Source organism: Flavobacterium sp. GW823-FHT06G12 (assembly GCF_058794775.1).
Map to the genome: position 1 here is coordinate 179,414 of NZ_JBXAHE010000003.1, position 23,432 is coordinate 202,845.

A 23,432-nucleotide genomic window follows, 5' to 3' on the forward strand; every position below is an offset into this window, starting at 1 on the left:
TTTAAGTTTAAGGGGAAGTAAATATACAGTTTTCCCCGCGACTTTACTGCAATGCTCCATTTTTTTCATGCTCTTTAGGTATTATGACAGTAAAAGCGGTTCCGACCCCTTCCTGTGAGGCAGCGGTAATCTCGCCGTTATGGTTCTGCATGATTTTTCGGCACATGGCAAGTCCGATTCCCGTGCCTGAAAACTGATCGTTTCCATGCAGTCTCTGGAAGATATTGAAAATCTGCTCTGCATGCTGCGGGGAGAAGCCTATTCCGTTATCGCGTACTTCTATTTTGATATACTCCAATTCCAGATTCAGTGCATGGAGCCTCTTTTCGGATTCCGGCATAGGAGCCGAGGTAATGCTGATCTGCGGTGCAATGTCCGGTTTGGTATATTTCAGGGCATTGGAAACCAGATTACCGAAGAGCTGTGACATCTGAAGCGGAATGGCCTCCACAACGGGAAGCTCTCCAATTTGGACCGTAGCATTTTTCTGCTCAATGATCAGGTCAAAATCAGTAAGGATGTCCGTTACCACATCATTGAGGTCAACTTTTTCAAATGTCTGAGAAATACTGGAAAGTTTTGAAAACTGAAGTACGTCCTTGATCAGGTTTTCCATCCTTCTGGAGGAAGTCAGAATCTTGTCGATGTAGAAATTTACTTTCTCCGGGTTCTTTCCGAGATTGCTTTTCATCATATCGGTAAACACGCTGATTTTTCTGATAGGTTCCTGCAGGTCATGGGATGCGATGTAGGCAAACTGTGACAATTCCTTGTTATTGGCTTCCAGTTCTGCATTTGCAGATTGGAGCTCGGCGGTTTTCTCCTTTACCTTAAAAGTAAGCTCCTGTTGCAGCTGGCGTTCTTTTGTCACATCCTGCGCGGTGCCGCTAAGCGAGTCCACCTGTCCGTCCTTTCCGAACTGCACCTGCGCGTTGGCGTGGATGATGCGGTGCTGTCCTGTTATTTTGTTTATGATCTCAAATTCATAGTCATAAAATTGTTCGGCCGAACCGCTTAATGCTTCCTGGAGCGCATCGGCAACCTTATTTCTGTACGGTGCGCTGATGCGCTGCAGGAACTGCTCGGGGTCAGCGGTATTGGTTTCCAGTCCGAGCCACTCTTTAAAGCGTTCGGAGCAGGTTATGTTTTTATTTTTTGCATCCAAAGACCAGGTGGAAAGTTCGGCGAGTTCTACGGCGCCTGCCAGGGTGATTCTGGTCTCCTCGAGTTTTTTTGATGCGATGACCTGATCGGTCACATCAACGGCAATATCCATTACCCCGTAGATTTCACCTTTTGAATCCCGGATAGGAGTGTAGGTGAACTCAAAGTAATAGGTGCTTATTTCTCCATTAAGCTTCAGGTCTGCCGGCATAGCGCGGCCGTAGTAGGTCTCGCCGGTTCGGTACACATCGCGAAGAATGTCCATAAAAGGCTGACCTTCGAGTTCAGGCACCGCCTGCAGAAATGGTTGTCCGATAACGGAGCGGTCTTTTCCCCAATACCCTATCATGATGTCATTGGCGATCTCAATTTCCATATCATATCCGGTGAACAGGCAGATGCCTACGGGCGACTGTTCAATCATGGCCGTAACCTGATACTGGCTTTCGGTTACGGCTTTTCGCCCTGAGATAATCTCATCCATGTCCATGCAGAAACCCGCATAGCCGCCGTAATTTCCCTCGCTGTCCATAAAAGGATCTCCTGCAGCCCTGCACCAGATGAGTTCTCCTGTATGTTTTCTAGCCCTGAAGAGCACATCGAAGTGTGTTTTGTTTTCCAAGGCATTCAGATAGGCTTCTTTTGTCTGTTTCAAGTCTTCCTCAAAAATGGCGCGTGTCCATTTGCCGGCCAGAAGCTCCTCATAAGGAAGTCCCGTAAAGTCGATAAGCGTTTTATTGAAATAGGTAAGCATGCCCTCCGTATTGGAAAGCCATAAGCCAGTAGGCGAGCTGTCGGTCACGTTCTGGAAAAGCCGCTGGGCATCTCGCTGTGCCTGCTCCAGACGGGATTCGGCCAGTTTCAGTGCATCACGGTTTTTTTCCTGCTCTGAGATGTCGGCTATGGTGCCTGAGAACGCGGATACTTTTCCTTCTGGGCTTAAGATCCTTGCGGCCGATACCGCAATGCGGTGTATGCTTCCGTCATCCCATATCACGCGGGGCGTATAAAAAAAGGTCCCGTTTTCAATTCCGTTCTGGATGGCCTGGGACCGAAGCTGCAGGTCCTCGGGATGCACATATTTGAGAAAATCCTTGCGGTTCAAGTTCTGTTTGTTTTTCCCTGTCAGCAGCAGGCTGAACTCGGGTGAATATTCGATATGGTTATTGGCAAAGTCTACATTGAAAAGGCCAAGCCCCATGCTTTTTATGGTAAGGTCTTTAAGCTGTCTGGATTTATAAAGTTCTTCGGCCGCCTTTTTATGTTCTGTTATATCCTGCAGCGTGCCGTTAAAGCGGTACGGCTTGCGGTTCTGGTCAAACCAGGCTTTCCCCAGTGCGTGTACGATGCGGTGCATTTTGGTGCGGGGATGCACAATGGTATATTCCACATCATATTTTCCCCCTGAATCATAATCCAGCGCATGCCGGATGCTGTTAACCACACGTTCCCTGTCCCAGTCGGCTATCGCCCCGAGTGCCGTGGGCAGAAGTATTTCCTCTTCCGATTTAAGGCCGAACCAGTTTTTAAGCCTTGCGTTGGCGGAAAAGCGGTTTGTGTGAGGGTTCAGGTCAAATGTACCGAATTCTGCGGCGTTGATGGCAAACTCGAGTTCGTCCCTGTTTTCGGTAAGCTGTCGGTTGTAATTTACTTTTTCGGTGGTTTCATTGCAGACCACCAAGACCCCCTTGATCAGGCGGTCATCATCCCTGATCGGGCTGTAGCTGAAGGTCCAGTATACGTCTTCCATTTTACCGTTTCGGTAAATGGGAAGCAGCAGATCATCATACCATACACTTTCTCCGGTGCTTAAAACCTTTGTGATCAGCGGGAAAACAAAGTCCCATATTTCCGGCCAGCATTCGATGCCTTTCTGTCCCATGGCTGTGGGATGCTTCCCTTCATTGCCGAAGCTCGGGCGGTAGGAGTCGTTATAGAACTGGATCAGGTCATCGCCCCACCATAGGAACATCGGAAATTTCGAGGATACGATGGTGGCAATTGTGTTTTTAAGGTTTTCGGGCCATTTTTCAGGTGTCCCCAAAAGGTGGTTTTCCCAGTCAATATTTCTAATCAACTCGGCGGATTCTCCTCCATTTTGAAGAAAGTAATAATCTGAAGTATTTAGGTTTTGATTCAAGTCTGTTGTTTTAGGCGAAGGGGTGCTGTAATTGGCAGCAGTCTACGGTTGTCGTAAAAGTAAGCAATTTTATTCTTCCCAGTCCAGCTGATAAAACAGCAGGTCTTCTTCATATGATTCTTTGTCTGCTCCAAGTCCCTCAGGCGCGTAATAGTGTTTTTCGTATTCCATGATAGTGTTTTTTAGATAATTTGACAGCGGTTTCTTTAGAGCGCAGGTATTCTTTAAAATTAATTTCTCTGCAGTCTGGCGTTTTATATAATTTCATTTCACGGTTTTAAAATTTTCACTTTAGAAACGTTTTTTTTTAACACTAAATAGGAGAAAACTTACCGTTGAAAGGAGTATATTTGATTTGAGAATATCCATAAACCCATAACAGATCTTTCACCCATGGAAAAAGCGATACAACTGAAAGTGAGAAAAGATTTGGATGCGCATCAGCAGCACACGATCCTTAAGCTCAAAGGCAGCCTGATTTCAAAAGGCTATACTGAGATTATACATATCCAGGACCAAGATGATGAGTTCCATATCAATAGTTTTGAAACGGCTCCTGAACAACGAAACGAAGTGCAGCAGTATATTTCTGCCTTTATTAATCACGAAGACCTTGCCGGCATGGTCTCTTTCAAATAGGTGCTGCAGGTTCAGCAACTGAATATTAAAATCAGTCCCATTAATTATAAAAACAAAACCACCGCTTCAGCGGTGGTTTTGTTTTTTGTCGGGATTACTAATGTTGAATCAAGGGTTTCCTTCACCGCCATTGGCTCCGTATATCTGTCCTGTAGCATAACTGGCATCATTGGCTGCAAGCTGCACGTAAATGGACGCCAGTTCAGCCGGCTGCCCCGGCCGGCCCATCGGCGTCATCGAACCAAATTCTTTCAGTTTTTCCATTGTGGCGCCGCCGCTTACCTGAAGGGCTGTCCATACTGGTCCCGGAGCAACCCCGTTGACCCTGATACCTTTTGGCGCAAGCTGTTTGGCAAGCGATTTGATGTAATTTGTTGTTGCGGCCTTGGTCTGTGCATAATCATATAGATCCTCAGTAGGGGCATAGGCCTGTACAGAACTGGTGCCGATAATGGACGATCCTGCTTTCAGATAGGCAAGGGCTGCCTTGATGATCCAGAATGGCGCATAAATATTGGTTTTCATGGTCCAGTCGAATTCCTCTGTCGATATATCCAGTATGGAGGCATGGGTCTGCTGTCTGGCTGCATTATTCACTACGATGTCTAGGCCTCCGAGCTCCTTGGCCGCCTGATGGACAAGCTGTGCGCAGAAGGCTTCATCACGAAGATCCCCCGGAATAGCCACGGCTTTTCTGCCTTCAGCCCTGATGAGCTGGATTACTTCCTTGGCATCTTCTTCCTCTGTCGGAAAATAATTGATGGCCACATCGGCGCCTTCTCTTGCATAGGCGATTGCGGCTGCCCTTCCCATACCGGAATCTCCTCCTGTGATCAGGGCTTTTCGGCCTTTCAGCCGGCCTGAGCCTTTATAGATTTTTTCACCGTGGTCTGGTCTGGGATCCATTCTGCTGACAAGACCAGGCCAAGGCTGCGACTGCTCTTTAAAAGGCGGTCCCGGGTATTTTGTATTGGGATTTTCCGATCCATTTGATGGATGTGTCTGTTCTGTGTTCATAAGTATTGGAATAAATAGGGGTTATAGCTGCAGTTGCCAGAACTGCTCCCTGCCTGTCAGGGCTGTTCGGCGCGATATATTGTTTTTAACTTCCATAGCTGTCTGTTTTGGAGTTTCTGCAAACTCATTGATTATCATTTTTTAAATTTTGCAATCCTTCATTTGTGGCAGCAGATCTGCAGCTTCGTCTTTACCTGCATCAAATCCTGAACCTGATGCAGTGAGGATAAAAATTACGGCCGATTTCTTCCGGATATGGGGAGTGCTGCAATTGCTTCTAAGGCGATGCAATAAATTATTCTGCGGCCGCAAAATTTATGGCATTAAGGGCGGTATCGTTCAGCACGCAGTCGGCTTCTTTCTCTTCGGCCAGCGTCTGGGTCAACAGTTTGGCGGCATCGTTTTCACCCAGCGTTTTGGCAAAGGCGGCAAGAGTGCCATAGGTGGCGATCTCATAGTGCTCTATCTTCTGTGATGCGGCTATGATGCCGGCATCCCTTACTGGGCCAAGCTGTGTTTCCTCTAAAATGCTGTCGCCTTCCTTTAGAAGACCTGCCATCGCTTCGCACTTTTTTCCTTCAGGCTTTTCGCCCAGCAGTTTAAAAACCTCTTCGAGCCTTGCAACCTGATTCTGGGTTACGGCGTGATGCTCTTTAATGGCCGAGGCAAGAGCCGGCGCGGTGGCGTTCGCCTGCATTTTCGGCAGTGCCCCGACAAGGGCATTTTCAGCCCAGTAGATATCCTTTAGGCTGTCGATAAATAATGTTCTCAATTCTCCGGCTGCATCTGCTGCAGGTGCAACGATGTTATCATTGCTGCTTTTTTCTGCAGGTTTTGCATCTTTTGATTTATCTGAATTTTTCATGATCTTCTATTTAAATTTTAATTGTAAAGGTTTGGTTCACGGTCCCAGAAACGGTGTTTTTCCATTGCCGCTATAAAATCGGAGGCAAATTTTTCAGAGGCTGCCTCTGAGCTGATGATGATGCCCTGGTCTTCATTTGTGATCTTGGACGCAAATGCCGCCACACTTATTACCGCTTCCGCACGTCCGTCAGCCGCTATGACTTTGCAGTGTTTATAGGCATCGTTCAAAAATTCGTTGACTTCGTCGCTTTCTGCAAGCACGCTTAGTCCAAGGCCGTCCGGCAGGTAAACGGCATCAAAAAGTACTGATGCGGCCGTTAAATAGCTGAAATCAGCATGAAGCTCCCTGTCATTGTCGGTTAAGACTGCTCCGAGGTTAGGGGCGATGATGCAGCCTTTGGCATCGTGCTTGAGCAGCGCCGTTTTAATATTGGATACTGCGTCTTCAGAAACCCCGTCAGCGCAGATGATGGCCACTTTTCGCGAAGCGATGGTTGGGGAGTTGGTCGGGTTGTTAAGCATGCTCAGCGCATCGGAAGATTTTACGGACTGCTCCACGGTGCGGGATTCCTGCTTCCCATTTTCATTCTCAGGGGAAACCCCATGGTTCAGCGGCTTTTCCAAAACGGGTGGCACGACTGCCCCAAGTCCGGCGGCAACACTGTGCGCCAGCTGCTTGTCAATCTGGGATAAAAGCCCCAGCATTCTGATCCTAATGGCTGTGGTTTCCACTTTTCCAAGCTCAAAGCGGAGGGCTTTTACGATATGGCTTTTCTCTGCGGGGGTCTGGCTGTTGAAGAATAATTTGGCCTGTCCGAAATGATCGTTGAAACTTTCGCTTCTCTCCCTTATTTTATGCGCGTCGATGCGCTCGTTAAAACTTGCAAAACCGCCTTCGGCAATTTTTGCCTGGTATGGGCATCCGCCGCCAAGGGAGTTGGGATGATAGCTTACTCTTCCGGTGTTGATTTCCTGTCTCATATGGCCGTCGCGCTGGTTATTGTGCACAGGGGCAATGCTGCGGTTGATCGGGATTTCATGGAAGTTGGGGCTTCCCAGTCTGGAAAGCTGGGTGTCGGTATAGGAGAACAATCGTCCCTGCAGCAGGGGATCGTTGGTAAAATCAATTCCCGGCACCACATGTCCCGGGTGAAAGGCGATCTGTTCGGTTTCCGCAAAAAAGTTGTCTGGGTTGCGGTTAAGGACCATCCTTCCGATAATGGTAACGGGAACCAGTTCTTCCGGCACCAGTTTGGTAGGGTCCAGAAGGTCAAATTCATATTTGTTTTCATCTTCTGATGGAATCACCTGTACGCCCAGTTCCCACTCGGGGAAGTTTCCTGTTTCAATGGCTTCCCACAAATCCTGCCTGTGAAAATCAGGGTTCTTGCCTGAAATTTTCTGCGCCTCGTCCCATGCAACGGCGTGGGTGCCGAGTTTGGGCTTCCAGTGGAACTTTACAAAAGAAGATTCCCCTGCTTCGTTCACCAGTCTGAAGGTATGCACGCCGAATCCTTCCATCATCCTTAGGCTTCTTGGAATAGCGCGGTCTGACATCGCCCACATGATCATGTGCATGGATTCGGGCATCAGTGAGATAAAGTCCCAAAAGGTGTCATGCGCTGATGCCGCCTGCGGGATCTCGTTATGAGGTTCGGGTTTTACGGCATGGATCAGATCAGGAAATTTTGAAGCGTCCTGAATGAAAAATACCGGTACGTTGTTCCCTACCAGATCGTATATTCCCTCCTGTGTATAAAATTTAACCGAGAAGCCTCGCACATCACGGGCCAGATCAGTAGAACCCCTTGATCCCGCGACGGTGGAAAACCTGGTAAAGACAGGCGTTTTCTGTCCTTTCTGCTGAAGAAATCCTGCTTTGGTAAGTTCAGGTATGGGATTGGTCACTTCAAAAAAGCCGTGTGCGCCGGATCCTCTTGCGTGCACAATCCTTTCCGGGATCCTTTCGTGGTCAAAATGGGTAATTTTTTCCCTGAGTATAAAGTCCTCCAAAAGGGAAGGCCCTCTTTCGCCTGCTTTGAGCGAGTTGTTGTCGTCGTTGATTCTGACACCCTGATCGGTGGTAAGGAATTTATTGGTGCCGTCTGATTTGTTGATCAGCAGATCCCTCTGCTTTTCATCCTGCAAATTTTTCATATGAGGTGGAATTATTGGTTAAAATAAAAAGTAATAATCGTGGATTAAGACAGCTTAAAGAACAGCCGGCTGTCATTATCAAGGCACTCAAAGTTACCTTTACTCTAATGGCTTGAGTTACAGAATTGTGTTTGCTTTTTACAGAATTGACAGTATTTAAAATATTGAGGTTTAGTTATTTGTAAATTTTAAAAGTAAAATCTTGTAAGAATTTAAAATAATCGTATAAGAAAGCAGCCGGCAGTCGGCAGTACTTTTATCTGATCAGCCCAAGTGTGTTGTAATAGGATTTTAAAGTTTATCAGACAATAAATAATTGAAGAGATGATTTTTAGAAAAGGACAGCAGGTGCAGCAGGAATTCGGAACACAGGTTATGGAAATAATCGGTTTTATACCGGATTTGATAGAAAATGCAGCTGCGCAGCCGGAAGATGAGCAGGGAACTGTAGTGACGGGAAAATTTATGGAATCGCAGCTGTCTGCTGCTGATGAAAACAGGGACAGTTAAAAAATGCAATATGAAAGCATTTTTACGCAATAATGGCCTTTCGATCAGTTTTCTGCTGCTGTTTTTGTTTTCTTTCGGGGGACAGATTTTATTTGGACTTAAAGAAAACAACAAAGAGCTGGCCGAAGCAGGTGCTGCACAAATCGGCCTGCTTTCGTATTTTACCACAGGACATTTTATAGAAGCGACTTTTGAGAACTGGGAAAGCGAGTTCCTTCAGATGGCGCTGCTGGTGGTCATGACCATTTTCCTGCAGCAGAAAGGCTCATCGGAATCCAAAGATTTTGACAGGCAGCAGGAAGTAGACAGGAAACCTTGTGCCAATAGAAAAGGGGCGCCGTGGGCTGTCAGAAAAGGAGGCTGGATCCTGGCAGTTTACAAACATTCGCTCACTATTGCACTGCTGCTTTTGTTTTTCTTGAGTTTTGCCGCACATTTTTACGGCAGCCTGAAAGATGAAAACCAGCAGCTGCTGCAGAAAGGCCTGCCGCTGGAAACTGCGGGAGCCTATCTGGGTGATTCGCGTTTTTGGTTTGAATCTTTCCAGAACTGGCAGAGCGAGTTCCTTTCAGTATTTGCGATCATAGTGTTTTCGATATACCTGCGGCAGATCGGTTCCTCGCAGTCCAAGCCCGTTGACGCCCCGCACAGCCAGACCGGGGAATGAAAAATATAAAACTAAGCAGGTCTTCATTCAATGAAAAGCAGACTGATTACGATAGAGGCGCAGCAAAATGCGCTTTGGTTGATTATTAATGTTTTTAAACCTGCGGCAACGCGTGGCTGCAGGTTTATTTTTTATTGTTCAAGTAACAAGAATCAGCTCAGGATTTTAATTTCAAAAGGATTCCTGATCAGGGGAACACTTTCTAAATGATCCGTCCTGAAATTTTTAAAAAAAACTTTTTTACTGCAAAGGTTTTAATTTAAACCTTTACCGTCTTTTTTGCGTAATTATGTACAGCCTAAACTGGTATAGATATGTTATATAAAAATATTCTGCTTATAGACGATGACCCGGAGGATGCTGAAATTTTCATGAGCGCCGCCGATTCGCTGGGCAGAGGGGTCAGGCTGCGCTGGCAGGGCAATCCCGACAGGGCATTGGAAGAATTGAAAGACTCTGATAATCTTCCGGACCTTATTTTTCTGGACTATAATATGCCCCGCATCCATGGACTGGAGCTTTTGATAAAATTAAAGGACGATAAAAGGCTTGTGGATATCGCTGTGATTATGATTTCGACCCCCTCAGAGGCTTTTGTAAATGAACTTGTGGAAAGCGGCAAAATACTTCAGTATATCAGCAAGCCGAACACTTACAGCGAGCTTATAGCGATATTTGATTCGATATTATAAGGCAATGAAACTGCATTTGTGTTCTATACTGCAGTATCCGGGGTCAGGCTGGTGTGCCAATACTCCTCTCCGTTTCTTCCCATCAGTAAATAATATCATGTAATAGTTAACTGCCTGCGGGGCAAAAATAGGCGCTTTTTTTACGATTTTCAAGAAGCTTTGTTTCGGTCTTTTACCTGAATATACATAACTGTTTTATTGTCAGTTTTTTATCGGTTTTAGAAAGCCATAATCTTTTAGCGGTTTATTTCCCAAGATTTTGGCTTTCTTTCATTTCCTGTTATTTGGTTTCCAAATACGACTTCACGCCTTTGATATCATCGTGTACGATTTTTTCAAATAAAGGGTTCAGCAGTCTGGCGGCTGCCTGTCCGGCTATGCCAAGAGGGGCGCGGTAGGAGATGGTCACTTCTATTTCGGTCGTGTTTCCTGCCGCTTTGAAAAGCACTTTTCCAAAGTTTTTCACCGGCGCGCCTTCTATGGACTGCCAGCTCAGGAGTTTTTCCCTGTGGTCTTTGATGATTTCGGCTTTCCAGCTCAGCGATCCGATGCCTGCAGGCCCTTTTGCAGTCCATTCGGACTGAGTGCTGCTTATGGTTTTAACCGACTCCAGATGGTCCATGAATTTGGGAAGGTTTTCCAGATTGCGCCAAAAGGCATATACCTCGCTGATGGGCCTGTCGATGGTTATTTTTGTCCTGATGTTGACATTAGAGCCCTTGTCGTTTTTCAGATGGTCCACGGCGCTGTATACCGGGCAGTAGCCGCTGATCCCCCTAGCTAGCATGGCGCCGCCTGAGGTAATCTGACTTATATTTTTCTTTTCCTGTGAAAGCCCTTTGTATAGGAGATAGGAACCGGCAACGGTCATCAGGACGCGTTCCAGTTTCGATACATTTACTCTGCTTTTTGACTGTGATAGTGCTGTAGTATGCATATGTTATATTTTTAAATTTAAACTTTAGATTAGCTGTTGGTGGCTGCGCTTCCTGAGCTTCCCGCATCGCCGGAGTTATTGTTTCCGCCTTCTTCTTCGTAGCGGTCAGGATCTGTCCCGTCCTGGCCACGCTCATCGTCCCAGTCTCCCGTATTGGCATCCTGGTCTGTATTTTTATCATTTGCTGCGCTGAGCTGCTGATGGTAAGGGCATTTTTTAAGTTCCTCTTGGGTGTAATTATGTAAATTTTCCATGACTCTTATTTTTTTAAATTATGTTACCTTAAAATTAGACTATAGGGAGTGGTTTGGGCTTACAGGAAAACTGCGGATTATTATCTAATTAACATGTTGTCCCAAAAGGAATTGCCGATTCTGATAGGGGTATTTGATCTTGAAGTGTCTGCGCGCCGAAAAAAAAGCCGATACAAATATCGACTTAAAGCTGGACGGTTTTGGTTTTGTGTTTTTTCAGACGGTCTTTGACCTGATAGAGGTTCTCGCTAAGCAGGCTCAGAATCTTTTTGTGGTGCTTGGACGGCTTGTTCTTCAATCCCCTGCATTGGAGGATTTCCATACGGCTGAGCGATATTTCAATGGTTTCCAAGGATTTTTCGCCCATTTTAGCCGATAGTATCAGCGAATCCTTTCTCCTGTAATACTCATTGGTAAATATGCAGTGGTGCAGTTCATCGCCCTCTGTCATAAAATCCCTTACTTCTTCTATAACCGTAATGCAGAGTTCCCCATCATGGAATGACAGACCGAAAAAGCGCTTTTTGTCGCTTGCGTACCTTTTCTGCGCCTTTTCGATTTCAAGGCGCAGGTCGTGGAGCTTTTTCTTTCTGAGCATTTCCCTTTTTTTCTGCACCAAATGGTCATGCGCTTGGTTCAAATTCTCAGGGCAGACATACAGGGCATTAGAGAGGTCTTTTTTGAAATAACGCAACAGCTCCAAATAATCCTCCCATATCTGCACATCGGAAATCTTGTACTTGTTTCTGATGACCGTTTTGACCGCCTGCCAGTTTCGGCGGATGTTCTGTCTTGAAGCGCTGAGATAGTACTGCAAAAGATTGAGCTGTCGGGATTTTAAAAGGGTTTCGGCGATAGGGTCGTTTAAAAGGGAAGAAAACAGCAGGTGCGGCGCAATATCATAGACCGAATTTTTAAAGCCGTTGCGTTTTAAAATCGCAAGCACTTTCATCTGCGGATAGACCTTAAAAGGATTGATATAGTATTTGGCATTGCGGATGAAATCCTTCGGCTTTATTTCAAGCGGGGAATAGAATTTCCATGCATCGAGCGTGCTGGAAAACACATTGGTGGAGAGCGCCAAGGTGCGCACTTCGCCTTTTGGGTTTATCCAATGCTGCATGACCTCTTTGTGGAAATAGGTCGGCGTGAAATTCTTTTTCATGTGCTTGTGGGCAATGACCATACGCACCACCTGAAACCCCGCACAGCTCTCGATAACGGCAAAGTATTCGGTTTCCTTGAAATGCACCTGATTATAGGGCATCATTTTGAGCTTCCCTGTACAGGCAGGACAGGAAGTGAACTTGGCGCAGGTGCTCTCACAGGACGGTTTCCAGACGTGCGTGCATTCCAAACAGTAGAACTTGGAGCGGGAGAGCACGCCCCATTTGAGAAAGATATTCTGTTCCGCCCATGTGAAAACCTCAGGTCGGATGGGGGCAAGTGAGGCGCTCAGCGCCGTCAACTGCTTTTCGATGATTGTTTTGGGTATCATAGGTCAAAGAGAGTAAGGGCGGTCTGCACCGCAGGTTTTACAGTCTGTTTTACAGGGGGAGCAGGTTCGATTTTGACAGGCACAGCAGGGACTGCAGGCTGTGAGAAAAGGTCGGCGGGCGCAGGGGTCTGCACCACGGCTCTGCATGCCACAGGGGCGGGCACGCCAATTGTATCGTCAGTGTAGTACTTTACCGCCATGTCGTAGATTTCCTGATTGTCAAAGGCGCACAAGCCTGTTTTTTTGACCTCGCCGAAGATGTAGTTCAGACAGCTTTCCAAGTTTTTGGAAGCTTTTCCATAGTGTGGCGCAAAGGCTGTATCGCCCTGCGCCAAGGTGCTGAGATAGCCCTCTATGGCTTTTCTAAAATTTTCAGAAGCTTTCATAAGAAGATAGTCAAGTTTGAAAATTTCACTCAAAGAGCCTTGAATAGAGGTCATAGCAGTATTCCTCAAAGCAGAGCCAGCATACAAAAGTGTAGTGCAGGGTCTGAAAACGGTTCTCAATCGTCTCGCCGATAGCTTCCTCCAATTCGGTGCGGATATTTTCAAGGTCATCGATAAACTCGATGTAAAATGCTCTGCAGTCGTCGTGGTAGATGAATTCGGAAATCATCCCGCTGATGCACCCGCCCTGTTGCAGGTCAAGAAAAAAGGATTTCAGCTGTGCTGAGCGCTTGCCGTCATAGGAAGTGATGCTTCGCAGAATGATTTGGTTAAAGGCACCGCTTACACGATACTCGGAATAATAAGATTTTTGTAAGGCTTTCATAATATTTCATTTAGGCGTGTATAAAAATGAATGGCAGATAGGATTTAGAAAGGCAGGTCGTCGGGATTCTCCGAAACATTCTGCTTTTTGGGAGCGGGCGCAGGCGCACTATTTTTGCTTTCAGCAAATACCAGTATTTTGATATCCGAGGTATGAAAGGTCAATGAACCGTGCGCGCGGGCGTCATTCCCGATATAGACATTCAGCCCAATGCGCCCGAAGAGCTGTACGAGCGTTCCTTTACGGAGCCACTGCGCCAGACCTGCGCTGAGCCAATACGAGCAGTCTATATAGGTTACAATCTTTTTGGTTTCGGTACTTCCTTTGGGCTTGTAGCTGTCGCTTATCGCTATGGAGAAGTTCACCACCTCACGGTTTTCTTTTACCTTAAAAACTGAGGCATCTTTTACAATTCGTCCTGTGATTTCCATGACATAAAATTTTTAGTTACTACTTATTTCAAGTTTTTTCCCCATACCCCGCAACGCAAATTTTTCAAAAGAAAAAACGGGAAAAAAGAAAGCAAAGAACCAGTGGGCGCAAGGAGCCGGAGTGCTATAAGTCCCGAAGGGCGGCGAAGAGCCGTTATGCGCATGCAGGTGAGGGCGGACACTACTTTGGCTGCCCTTTTAACCCGTTTTGAATTGAAAATTGGCCTTCTTTTTTTGTGTTTTTGAGATTCCGCTCCAGAATAGCTACCTTAGCGGCGAGAAGAAAACACAAACAGCAGCAGACCCTAAAAACATATGGGACCCGAACAGTATATCAGACTCTCACAGCTCAACGACCAGATCCAGGACACGATCAATTCGCGTTTCAGGGGACAGACGTATTGGGTGGTGGCTGATATCACCAACCATTCCTTCAAGGCCGACAAGAAGATCCATTATTTCGAGCTGGTGGAAAAATCAGAGACAAGCAGCGTGATCACTGCCAAAATACTGGGCAAGAGCTGGGGAGCCGGAGCACTGAGGATCTTTGATTTTGAAACCACAACCGGACAGCGCTTCACCAACAACCTGCATGTGCTGGTGCAGGTGAGCGTGGACTACCATCCGCTTTACGGCCTTTCGGTGAACCTTCTGGACATCGACAGCAATTTCATGCTTGGCATTCTGGAGCAGCAGCGCAATGCGACCCTTGCAAGGCTGGTAAAAGAAAATGATTTCATACGCAAAGAAGGCGAGGGGTATTCCACGCTCAACAGCCGTCTGAAGCTGCCTATAGTCGTACAGAGGGTTGCGGTGATCTCTTCGAGCAGTTCTGCCGGAAACGAGGATTTCCGCCATACTATGCAGCATAACGATTTTGGGTATGTTTTTCAGATCGATGACTACCATACCGTTGTCCAGGGGGACAATAACGCCAAACTGTTCCTAAACAAGCTTATCGAGGTCTACAATACGGGGATTCCCTATGATGCCGTTGTCATTGCAAGAGGAGGCGGGTCGCAGTCGGATTTCCTGATTTTTGACAACTACAATATCGGAAGGGCGGTCGCCAAGTTCCCCATTCCAGTGATAACCGGAATCGGGCACCAGAAGAATGTGAGCATTACAGACCTTATGGCGCATACCCATACCAAAACCCCGACCAAGGCGGCGGAGTTCATCATAGCGCACAACCGCAGTTTCGAGCAGCACATACTCTCCCTGCAAAGGACCATAGCCATCAAATCCCAGCAGCTTTTCCTCGGGCATTACAAGGAACTCACCGAGATCAAAAATCTGGTCAGCCATAATGCAAGGGAATTGATCGGCGCGCAGAAAGAAGGGCTTATGCTGCAAAAGCAGCATATTTCGCAGGCTAGCCGAAACCTGCTGGCAGAAGAAAAGCAGCACCTGCTGCTGACTGCGCAAAAAACGCTGCAAAGGCCGCAGCGCATCATCCAGCAGGAAAACAGCAATCTTCAGCATCTAAAAGCGAACCTGAAGATCTTTACCAGCCAGTATCTGCGCAGCCGCACACTGCAATTGGAGGACCACCAGAAAACCATAAAACTGCTGTCCCCACAGAATGTGCTGAAAAGAGGGTATGCCGTGATACGGAGAAACAGCAAAATTGCAAACGGGGCAGAGGACATACAAGAAGGAGAGGAAATAGAAATAGTATTAAAAGATGCCATACTGAAAAGTACGGTCAACGAAAAAAGACAATATGAAGGAAAACACACTGACTTATGAGGCGGCGTCCAAAGAGCTGGCCCTGATTGCAAAAGAAATGGAAGATGAGGCCATTTCCGTGGACGAGCTTGCCGCCAAAGTAAAAAGGGCATCCGAACTCATCGAGTTCTGCCAGGCCAAGCTTAAATCCACCGAGGCTGAAGTGGCCAAAATCATCAGCGGCATGGAGAACCCAAAGGAGTAAAATATACACCCAGACATTAAAAAGGCATTTTCCGGCGTTATAGCAGCAGATATAAGCCGATCAAGCGCCTGCAGACACCTATTCTGCGGAAACGATACAAGCCAAAAATACATACAAAAGCCCAGTGTTTACATAAAAAACACCGGGCTTTTGCATTGTTAACGGATGAAACAAAAAAGCAAAAACAAAAAAGCAAAAACAAAAAAGCAAAAACAAAAAACTAAAAAAATAGATTTAGAAACATAAAATGGCAATCCTCAGGATTCTTACAGCTTCCACCACTTTTTTGTGTCTTTTTTGTCTTTTCCAGCATTTTCATTCTGCTCCTGCGTGTGGTCCGCATCAAAAACAGAATCAGACGGCAGGTTCATATTGTCCCGGGCTTCCGATGCAGAATCGTTTCCAAAAGGGTCCGGCGCTGTCTTCAAATGCTCTGCAAGCTCCAGAAGTTCCTTCGGGCCCTCAGAATCCCCATTGTGATCCCCGGTTTCTTCGGAAAAACCCGTGAGATGCCTGAAGCCGAAATCGATGGGCTTTACTTTTCCGATATCGAAAAAATCCACCAGATATTCTTTTTTCTCCAGATTTACCGCCTGTATTCTTCCTTTGTTCCAGACCGGGTGCATGACGATGTCCCCTTCCCTGAAAGAGGTGTTTTCCAAAGACTGGGCATTGCCCAGACTGTTTTTGCTGTTTTCTATGATCTGCTGGGAGAGCACCCCTTTTCGGACATAGAATTCCTCCTTGATTTCAAAAAGAAACCTTGATGGATATTTATTGAGTCCCGTGGTAAAATTAAAGCCTTCCGAATCGGTCATATAGAAGCGTTTTTCGGCGCGCGTGACGGCCACATACATGAGCCTTCTTTCTTCTTCAATAGCACGGGCCCTTCTTTCCTTGACCGACAGCGCGCTTGGCAGCACGCCTTCTGTGAAGCCGCACAGGAATACATACGGGAATTCAAGCCCTTTGGAAATGTGGATGGTCATCAATTTGACCTTGTCCTGATTGTCGGTATCGGCATCCAGATCGGTATACAGCGATACTTCCTGCAGGTATTCGATAATGTCCACCGGAGCATTGTTTTCCTTTTCGAGCAGCAGCATCGAATTTACAAGCTCCTTGATGTTTTCAAGCCTGTCCTCGTCGCCGTCTTTACGGTAGAGCTCGGAAAGTCCGCTTTTATCGAGTATAATCTTCACAAGGTCCGATATGGATTTTGTCTTGGCTGTTTCGCGCAGTTCTGCAATCTGCTCCAGAAATTCAACAGCGCCTTTTTTTGCCAGTTCCTTGTCGGTGATATTGTTTTGCAGCGCCTGCAGGAGCGATAGGTTCTGTTCGCCTGCCAGAAGGCTGAGCCTTTCAAGGAATTTTTTGCCCAGCCCCCTTGAAGGATGGTTGTGCATGCGCAGGAAAGAGAAATTATCCCCCTGTACAATGAGCCTTAAAAGGGAGAGCACGTCCTTGATCTCTTTTCTTTCAAAGAAACGGATGCCCCCAAAAATGGAGTAGGGAATATTGTCCTTGATAAGGGCCTGCTCAATATTTCTGGAAAGATGATTGGAGCGGTACAGTATAGTGATGTCCGAGTAGGAGGCCTGCTCGGCCTGCAGTATCTCCTTGATTTCAGCGGCTATCCACCGGCTTTCCTCAAAGTCATTCTTTCCGTGAAAGTGCACCACTTCAAAACCTTCAGGCTTGTCGGTTATCATATCCTTGTCCACCCTTACCGTATTGTTCTTGATAATGTGGTTCCCTATCTTCAGTATGTTCGGCGTAGAGCGGTAATTGCGGTTCATGATAATGGTCTGCGTATTTGGGAACATGCTGTCAAATTCCACCAGATATTCGGGCTTGGCACCGCGCCACTCATAGATGGTCTGGTCGGGATCCCCGACAAGGAAAAGGTTCTGGTGCAGGCGCGAGAGCATTTCCACCAGATGGAACTGGTTCTCGGAGCTGTCCTGCGCCTCATCCACCTGGATGTAATGCAGGTTTTCCTGCCATTTCAAGAGCACATCGGGATTGTTGTCCAGAATAAATGCCGTAAAATGGATCAGATCATCAAAATCCAGGGCATAGTTGCGTTTTAGCTTGTCCAGATAGATCTGGAAGATGCGGCTGGAGAGCGAATCGCTTTCGTCCGGTTCAAAGCCTTTGTTTTCAAGAATGTAGCCCAGGTAATTTGAAGTGCTTTTCTGCTTGGATATAAAGCGCAGCACCTGTTTGAAGGTCAGGTGTTTGGAATTGATCTGCAGCTCGTTGAAAATATCACGCAGTATGCTTTTCTGGTCTTCGGCGTCCAGTATGATAAAGTTCTTCGGGTAATGTATCTTGTTGATTTCCTCGCGCAGGAACCTTACGCAGAAGCCATGATAGGTGGTGATGAAAGCCAGGTCATAGGTATCGCCTATAAGCGCCTTGACACGTCTTTTCATTTCCTGGGCGGCCTTGTTGGTAAAGGTTACGCAGAGTATGTTGGAGGAGTTTATCCCAAGCCTGTCCACAATGTAGGCAAAGCGGGAGGTAAGCGCCTTTGTTTTTCCGGATCCCGCACCCGCAATAACACGCACGTATCCTTCTGTGGTTTTCACGGCCTGGAGCTGGCTGGGATTAAGGTTTTCTAGAATCGGGTCGTTCATTTTCTGCAGCAATAATTTTTTGGCCACTTTTATTTCAAAACAGGCAGACCAATGCCTGTAATGCAAATTTAGGCAATTATTTCCAAGCTGTACGGCACACTGTCGCGCAATTGTAATTTTGGATAAAACCTACTTGCAACCTGTTGTAAAATATTTATATAAAGGGTTTTATATGACGCTATCTAAACTGTCTGTTTATTATACACAGCAAACTACAGAAAGGGGAAGAGGGAGAGGCCAGACAAAATAAAAATCCTGAAGGGAACCTGCAGCCCATAAGGCCGGCAGATTCTCTTCAAGATCTTATTTCATGCTTAAGATTCCCAATCGTTACAATCTTGTTTTCTTATACTGTTTACAAGCGATCTGTGCTGTTTATTTATCATCAGCCTGATTCTGATTCATAAAATAGTCTTATAACCGTCACAGGGCATAAAAAACACCTTAATCTAATCTAAATGGCAACCAAAATTCAAGGAATCAATTATCCTCGTCATCGTCCTCAACGGCTTTTTCTTCGTCAAGGGTTCTTCTGTCAGCATCTGGATCACGCTCATCCGGACGTGGATTGTGATGTTCTGAATCTTCGCCGTGGATTCCGGTGGCATCATTTTCTTGCTGGTTGATTGCCGGATCTTTTTTCTCCATAAGTTCTGAATTTATGGAATCGTCTGCTGCGTGATAGGTACGTTCATCCTGATCGCAGCTATCGTTATTTTCTCTAGACATAATCTTCTGTTTTAGTATTATATTAAAATTTAGCAAGTATCCAATAGTTTGATTTATAATGTTGATTTTTTATTCTTCATTTAAAGTTTTAATATGGATAAAGAAAAAATAAAACTATAAATCAGTGAATACTGGTTTTTAAAAGCTTAAAGCTTTGATAATTTTGAAGGGTCTGTAGCCTCTTCAATGCTTTTCCCTTCGGGATTATGGTGATCATCATCATGCCATGGGCCGTCTTTGAGGCGGACCGCTTCCGAGGCGCTTTCCCTTAAAGCGGGATTCTCGCTGATATGCTCCACAACTTCTTCTACCGTTGTCCCTGCCGCCCTTACGGCATCTTTTAAGATCTCTTCGGGCACATTGAGCTTTTCTGCCCACTGCTGTATTTCGTTTTGATTGGAGATATCGATATGGGCATTTTCATCTTGCCCCGTTCTGTTTATATTTTCCATGATTCCTAATTTTAATGGTTTATCCAAAGTTACCTTGAGTAAATTCAAAGCTGTTATATTATAAAACAGGAATATTATAGGATTGCTATGATTTTCAATGAATTACAATCGCCATATAAACCACTGGATCAAGGGCGATAGGCATGAAAGAATAAGGCCCCATAAATCAAAAACAATAAAACAATAAAAAAAACTTAGGTTTCCCTGACCTGTCGAAAAGTAAGATTGATCCTTGGCAGGACAGGACGGGCGGTCTTGGGCACCTGATGTTCCCAATAGGTATTGGTATGGCCTGCCATGAGCAGAAAGGTGCCATGGTGCAGCGGAATTTCTATTGGCGCAATATGTTTGAGCGTTTTATGGCGCAGGCGGAACAGGCGCGTTTCCCCGAAAGTCACGGAAGCTATGTTCATGTCCTTGTTGCTCGATGAAGTCTTGTCGCTGTGCCATCCCACGCCATCGGTGCCATCCCTGTAAAGGTTGAGCAGCACGGCGTTAAAGTTTATGCGGGTTTCCTTTTCCACTCGCTCCCTGATCTGGAGCAGCTCCAAAGGCCAGTCGGGGTTGGATCTGCGTTCGGGCCTGCCCGAATCCCCGTACCATGAGATCATGCGGGGAGCCGTGACCACCTTGTCATACATCGGCATTTCATATTCCCTCCACTGGGTGCCATGATATAAGACATTGTAATAATGATCGGACTGGGCTTTGCTGAAAAAATTATCAATCAGCAGCAGGTCGGCATCGGGGACGTCAAATATTCTTCTGCCGCCATTACCCGATGAAAAAATTTCGGTGTCATCAAAAAGCATCATCTCTTTATTTTTTTAGTTCATATTAGACTGCCGCCGTAAAGCCAAAAAACAGCCTGTCAATTGCTCATTTTAAGCCTTGGAATATTGATTTCATGTTCCTGCGGATAGGGCGCGCGATGGGTCATGCTCACATCTTCGCGTATTTTCTGCTGCGTTCTGTATTTCCAGTCGTTCTCATGCTCATAGCGCGGATCCGGGATAAAGGGCATCTTGGCCATCTTGGTGACTGTTATGGTCGGGAAATGGTAATCCACCTCGACACTGCCCAGCAGCAGGTAGCATCCGCCTCCCTGAAAAGGATACGACGCCAGGCTGTCGGTAAAATGCGCCGTATCAAAAAGCTGCCCTTCAGCATCTATCCAGGTCCCGAAATACATGGCGCCCATCTTTGTGGGCACATGCTTGCGAGAGATCAGATAGGCCAGCATACGCACCTGTTTTTTATGATGGTCCAAAAGGTCCTTTGCCATCACATTGCCCCTAAAAGGGGTCTGCAGCAGGTCAAAAGGGGAGCAGGAGACCGGAAAGCCCAGAAGCTCGATCTCATCAAAGGCATCTTCAAAAGCGGAGCGCTCCAGCTCTGGCAATACAAATTCCTTAACAGGCTCCTGAAGCAGCATCGGGGTGCGGTTCTCAGGTCTAAAGTTCACAAGGATCAGACGGGCAATGACCAGCAGCTGGTTTTTTGTTTTTCCTGTGAAGCGGAATGCGCCGATGAAAATCAAGATCTGTATGGCCTCAATGCCGATGGGTATGCGGTTGATGAAATCCTCCAGTGATCTGTAAAGCCCGTTTCTTTCGCGTTCCTGCTGGATCAGAAGGGCTGTTTTGGATTCAAGGCTCTGCAGGTGCATGAAACCCAGATATACATCAGACCCGTACAGCGTAGTTTCAAATTCGCTTTTGTTCACACACGGGTTGTGCACTGCGGCCCCCGACATCTTCGCCTCATGCACATACACCTCCGTGCGGTAGAAACCACCCTGATTGTTGATCACCGCCACCATAAACTCGATGGGATAATGCACCTTCAGATACAGGCTCTGGTAGCTTTCCACGGCATAGGAGGCTGAGTGCGCCTTGCAGAACGAATAGCCGGCAAAGGACTCGATCTGACGGTATATTTCCTGGCTCAGCGCCATGGGATGCCCCTGCGCGGCGCAGGATGCAAAGAAGTTGTCCTTTACCTTCTGAAGTGCCGCTTTGGAACGCCCTTTTCCCGACATGGCACGGCGCAGGATATCCCCGTCGGCGGCCGGAAGCCCGCCGTAATGCAGGGCAATTTTGATCACATCTTCCTGATAGACCATAATGCCGTAGGTTTCCCCAAGCTGCTCCTCGAACACCGGATGGAAATATTCAAACCTGTCTGGATGATTGTGCCTGAAGATGTATTCCTTCATCATTCCCGACTGTGCCACCCCGGGACGTATAATGGAGGAGGCAGCCACAAGGGTTTTATAGTTGTCGCATTTCAGGCGGCGCAGCAGGCCCCGCATGGCAGGGCTTTCGATATAAAAACAGCCTATAGTCTTTCCCATCGAAAGGTAGCTGTTGCAGCTTTTCTCATCCTTTGAAATGGTGGTGTCACGAATATTGAGCCGCAGTCCGCGGTTTTTCTCAATGAGCTTAACGCTGTCATCAATATGCCCGATTCCGCGCTGGCTCAGGATATCAAACTTCTCAAGGCCGATATCTTCGGCCGTATGCATATCAAAAAGCACTATGGGAAAGCCCTTGGGAGGCATCTCCAGCACGGAATAATTGGTGATGGGCTCTTCAGAAATCAGGATCCCGCAGGAGTGCATGCTTCTCTGGTTGGGGTATTTCTCCAGCATCATTCCATAGCGCTGCACCTCTCGGACCACTTCATTTGCTGGATGCAGGGTCATCGGGTTTTTGGCGAGCGCATCAAGCTCTTCCTTTGGAAGCCCGAAAACCTTGCCGACCTCACGGAATATGGAGCGGTATTTGAACTCTACATTGGTGCCGCAGAAAGCCACATGCTCACAGCCGTAGCGGGAAAAGATATATTCCAGGATCACGTCGCGCTCCTTCCAGCTCCAGTCGATATCAAAATCCGGAGGGCTCTTGCGGTTCAGGTTCAGAAAACGCTCAAAGTACAGGTCGAGTTCCAGAGGACAGATATCGGTGATGCCAAGACAGTAGGCGATGATGCTGTTGGCGCCGCTTCCTCTCCCTATATGCAGAAACCCCTGTGAGTTGCTGAAACGGATGATATCCCAAGTAATGAGGAAATAGCCGCTGAATTCCAGCTGGTCAATCACCTTGAGCTCCCGGAACATTCTTGATTTTGCCTCCGCGTTATTTTTCCCATAGCGCCATTCCAGCCCCTGCTGGGCAAGGGTTGTGAGCAGCTGCAAGTCGTCTTTTTTATTGTTGGTATAGTATTTCTTGTTTTTAGGCGTTTTGAAATCAAACTCAAAATTGCACTGCCCAATAATCATTTCCGTATTGGAAATGATCTGCGGATAGTCTTCATAACATTTAAGGATCCTGTCCAGATCCACCATAACTTCTGTCTGCCTGCAGTAATCCGACTCAGAAAGGCGTGAAAGAATCACATTCAGGTCAACGGCCCGCAGTATCTTGTGCAGCTTGTATTCCGTTTTAGTGCGGAAGGTAACAGGCTGCAACACGACCATTTTGTCTGTTTTGTTCTTCCAGCTGCTCAGCACCAGCGCCTGTCGCTGTTCGGGGCGCAGGCCGATGAATTCATGTTTCTTTAGAACAGCTGGCACATTCTCCAAGGGATAGATTATAAAAATATTTTCAAAGTCGGGAGCAGACAAAGGAAGCGGGGTATTCTCAAAATTATGGCGGGTGAGAAAGCGGTTCATTTCGGCAAGTCCTGCCGCATTTTTCGCCAGCCCGATATAGCGCAGTTCATGTTCTGAGCGGAATTCCATCCCGACAACAGGCTTGATTCCTACAGCCTGGCATCCCTTGATAAAGTCATAGATTCCTGTCACGGTATTAATGTCAGTGAGTGCCATAGCCTTGACACCCAAGGCCGCAGCCTTGGATATCAGGTCTTCTAGCGGTATGGTGCCATAACGAAGGGAGTGGAAGGAATGGCAGTTGAGATACATG

General features: G+C 46.7%; 21 protein-coding genes. 6 read left to right on the top strand and 15 right to left on the bottom strand.

The genetic code is table 11. The features are described 5' to 3' along the window. Positions 1–43: 43 nt before the first annotated feature. A complete protein-coding gene (locus AC1Q5Z_RS13475; protein ID WP_492445281.1) occupies positions 44–3,304 on the bottom strand; it encodes a PAS domain-containing sensor histidine kinase in 3,261 nt (1,086 codons plus the stop codon). Positions 3,305–3,697: 393 nt separating this feature from the next. Between AC1Q5Z_RS13475 and AC1Q5Z_RS13480 the strand changes: the two genes are divergently transcribed. Further along, positions 3,698–3,943 carry a hypothetical protein gene (locus tag AC1Q5Z_RS13480; protein ID WP_492445283.1) on the top strand — a complete coding sequence of 82 codons (246 nt, stop codon included), beginning with the start codon at positions 3,698–3,700 and terminating at the stop codon, positions 3,941–3,943. A gap of 108 nt (positions 3,944–4,051) precedes the next feature. Here AC1Q5Z_RS13480 and AC1Q5Z_RS13485 read toward each other — a convergent pair whose 3' ends face one another. The 3 genes from AC1Q5Z_RS13485 to AC1Q5Z_RS13495 form a co-directional block, all read right to left on the bottom strand. Continuing rightward, positions 4,052–4,960 carry an SDR family oxidoreductase gene (locus tag AC1Q5Z_RS13485; RefSeq protein ID WP_492445285.1) on the bottom strand — a complete coding sequence of 303 codons (909 nt, stop codon included), beginning with the start codon at positions 4,958–4,960 and terminating at the stop codon, positions 4,052–4,054. Between the two features lie 295 nt (positions 4,961–5,255). After that, positions 5,256–5,825, bottom strand: coding sequence for a YciE/YciF ferroxidase family protein (locus AC1Q5Z_RS13490; protein WP_492445287.1), 570 nt, complete (start codon positions 5,823–5,825; stop codon positions 5,256–5,258). 17 nt (positions 5,826–5,842) lie between these two features. Further along, positions 5,843–7,984, bottom strand: coding sequence for a catalase (locus tag AC1Q5Z_RS13495; RefSeq protein WP_492445289.1), 2,142 nt, complete (start codon positions 7,982–7,984; stop codon positions 5,843–5,845). Between the two features lie 324 nt (positions 7,985–8,308). Between AC1Q5Z_RS13495 and AC1Q5Z_RS13500 the strand changes: the two genes are divergently transcribed. From AC1Q5Z_RS13500 to AC1Q5Z_RS13510, 3 genes are all read left to right on the top strand, one after another. Next, positions 8,309–8,494 (top strand): hypothetical protein, encoded by a 186-nt coding sequence (locus AC1Q5Z_RS13500; RefSeq protein ID WP_492445291.1) that lies wholly within the window; start codon positions 8,309–8,311, stop codon positions 8,492–8,494. Positions 8,495–8,504: 10 nt separating this feature from the next. Next, positions 8,505–9,161 carry a DUF6766 family protein gene (locus AC1Q5Z_RS13505; RefSeq protein ID WP_492445293.1) on the top strand — a complete coding sequence of 219 codons (657 nt, stop codon included), beginning with the start codon at positions 8,505–8,507 and terminating at the stop codon, positions 9,159–9,161. 314 nt (positions 9,162–9,475) lie between these two features. Further along, positions 9,476–9,853, top strand: a complete 378-nt coding sequence (locus AC1Q5Z_RS13510; RefSeq protein WP_492445295.1) for a response regulator — start codon at positions 9,476–9,478, stop codon at positions 9,851–9,853. 280 nt (positions 9,854–10,133) lie between these two features. Here AC1Q5Z_RS13510 and AC1Q5Z_RS13515 read toward each other — a convergent pair whose 3' ends face one another. From AC1Q5Z_RS13515 to AC1Q5Z_RS13540, 6 genes are all read right to left on the bottom strand, one after another. Continuing rightward, positions 10,134–10,790, bottom strand: coding sequence for an SRPBCC family protein (locus AC1Q5Z_RS13515; protein WP_492445297.1), 657 nt, complete (start codon positions 10,788–10,790; stop codon positions 10,134–10,136). A 29-nt stretch (positions 10,791–10,819) separates the two neighbouring features. Next, on the bottom strand, positions 10,820–11,044 hold the full coding sequence (locus AC1Q5Z_RS13520) for a hypothetical protein (RefSeq protein WP_492445299.1): 225 nt from the start codon (positions 11,042–11,044) through the stop codon (positions 10,820–10,822). A gap of 184 nt (positions 11,045–11,228) precedes the next feature. Then, positions 11,229–12,542 (bottom strand): PcfJ domain-containing protein, encoded by a 1,314-nt coding sequence (locus AC1Q5Z_RS13525; RefSeq protein WP_492445301.1) that lies wholly within the window; start codon positions 12,540–12,542, stop codon positions 11,229–11,231. Further along, positions 12,539–12,982 carry a PcfK-like family protein gene (locus tag AC1Q5Z_RS13530; RefSeq protein ID WP_492445303.1) on the bottom strand — a complete coding sequence of 148 codons (444 nt, stop codon included), beginning with the start codon at positions 12,980–12,982 and terminating at the stop codon, positions 12,539–12,541. The genes AC1Q5Z_RS13525 and AC1Q5Z_RS13530 overlap by 4 nt, the downstream gene beginning before the upstream one ends. Beyond that, positions 12,954–13,313, bottom strand: a complete 360-nt coding sequence (locus tag AC1Q5Z_RS13535; protein ID WP_492445304.1) for a DUF7222 domain-containing protein — start codon at positions 13,311–13,313, stop codon at positions 12,954–12,956. Before AC1Q5Z_RS13535 ends, AC1Q5Z_RS13530 begins: the two co-directional genes overlap by 29 nt. Before the next feature lie 44 nt (positions 13,314–13,357). Continuing rightward, complete coding sequence (locus tag AC1Q5Z_RS13540) at positions 13,358–13,744, bottom strand: single-stranded DNA-binding protein (RefSeq protein ID WP_492445306.1); 387 nt, start codon at positions 13,742–13,744, stop codon at positions 13,358–13,360. A 315-nt stretch (positions 13,745–14,059) separates the two neighbouring features. Between AC1Q5Z_RS13540 and xseA the strand changes: the two genes are divergently transcribed. Next, complete coding sequence (gene xseA, locus AC1Q5Z_RS13545; RefSeq protein ID WP_492445308.1) at positions 14,060–15,496, top strand: exodeoxyribonuclease VII large subunit; 1,437 nt, start codon at positions 14,060–14,062, stop codon at positions 15,494–15,496. After that, positions 15,471–15,680 carry an exodeoxyribonuclease VII small subunit gene (gene xseB / locus AC1Q5Z_RS13550; protein WP_492445310.1) on the top strand — a complete coding sequence of 70 codons (210 nt, stop codon included), beginning with the start codon at positions 15,471–15,473 and terminating at the stop codon, positions 15,678–15,680. Before xseA ends, xseB begins: the two co-directional genes overlap by 26 nt. A gap of 266 nt (positions 15,681–15,946) precedes the next feature. On the opposite strand, the gene AC1Q5Z_RS13555 is transcribed toward xseB, so the two are convergent. From AC1Q5Z_RS13555 to AC1Q5Z_RS13575, 5 genes are all read right to left on the bottom strand, one after another. After that, a complete protein-coding gene (locus AC1Q5Z_RS13555) occupies positions 15,947–18,322 on the bottom strand; it encodes an ATP-dependent helicase (protein WP_492445311.1) in 2,376 nt (791 codons plus the stop codon). A 480-nt stretch (positions 18,323–18,802) separates the two neighbouring features. Further along, positions 18,803–19,051, bottom strand: a complete 249-nt coding sequence (locus AC1Q5Z_RS13560) for a hypothetical protein (RefSeq protein WP_492445312.1) — start codon at positions 19,049–19,051, stop codon at positions 18,803–18,805. Between the two features lie 146 nt (positions 19,052–19,197). Further along, positions 19,198–19,503 carry a DUF3606 domain-containing protein gene (locus AC1Q5Z_RS13565; protein WP_492445314.1) on the bottom strand — a complete coding sequence of 102 codons (306 nt, stop codon included), beginning with the start codon at positions 19,501–19,503 and terminating at the stop codon, positions 19,198–19,200. Positions 19,504–19,697: 194 nt separating this feature from the next. Continuing rightward, on the bottom strand, positions 19,698–20,318 hold the full coding sequence (locus AC1Q5Z_RS13570; RefSeq protein ID WP_492445315.1) for an alpha-ketoglutarate-dependent dioxygenase AlkB family protein: 621 nt from the start codon (positions 20,316–20,318) through the stop codon (positions 19,698–19,700). Positions 20,319–20,374: 56 nt separating this feature from the next. Then, positions 20,375–23,431 carry a DNA polymerase III subunit alpha gene (locus tag AC1Q5Z_RS13575; RefSeq protein WP_492445317.1) on the bottom strand — a complete coding sequence of 1,019 codons (3,057 nt, stop codon included), beginning with the start codon at positions 23,429–23,431 and terminating at the stop codon, positions 20,375–20,377. Position 23,432: the final 1 nt, after the last annotated feature.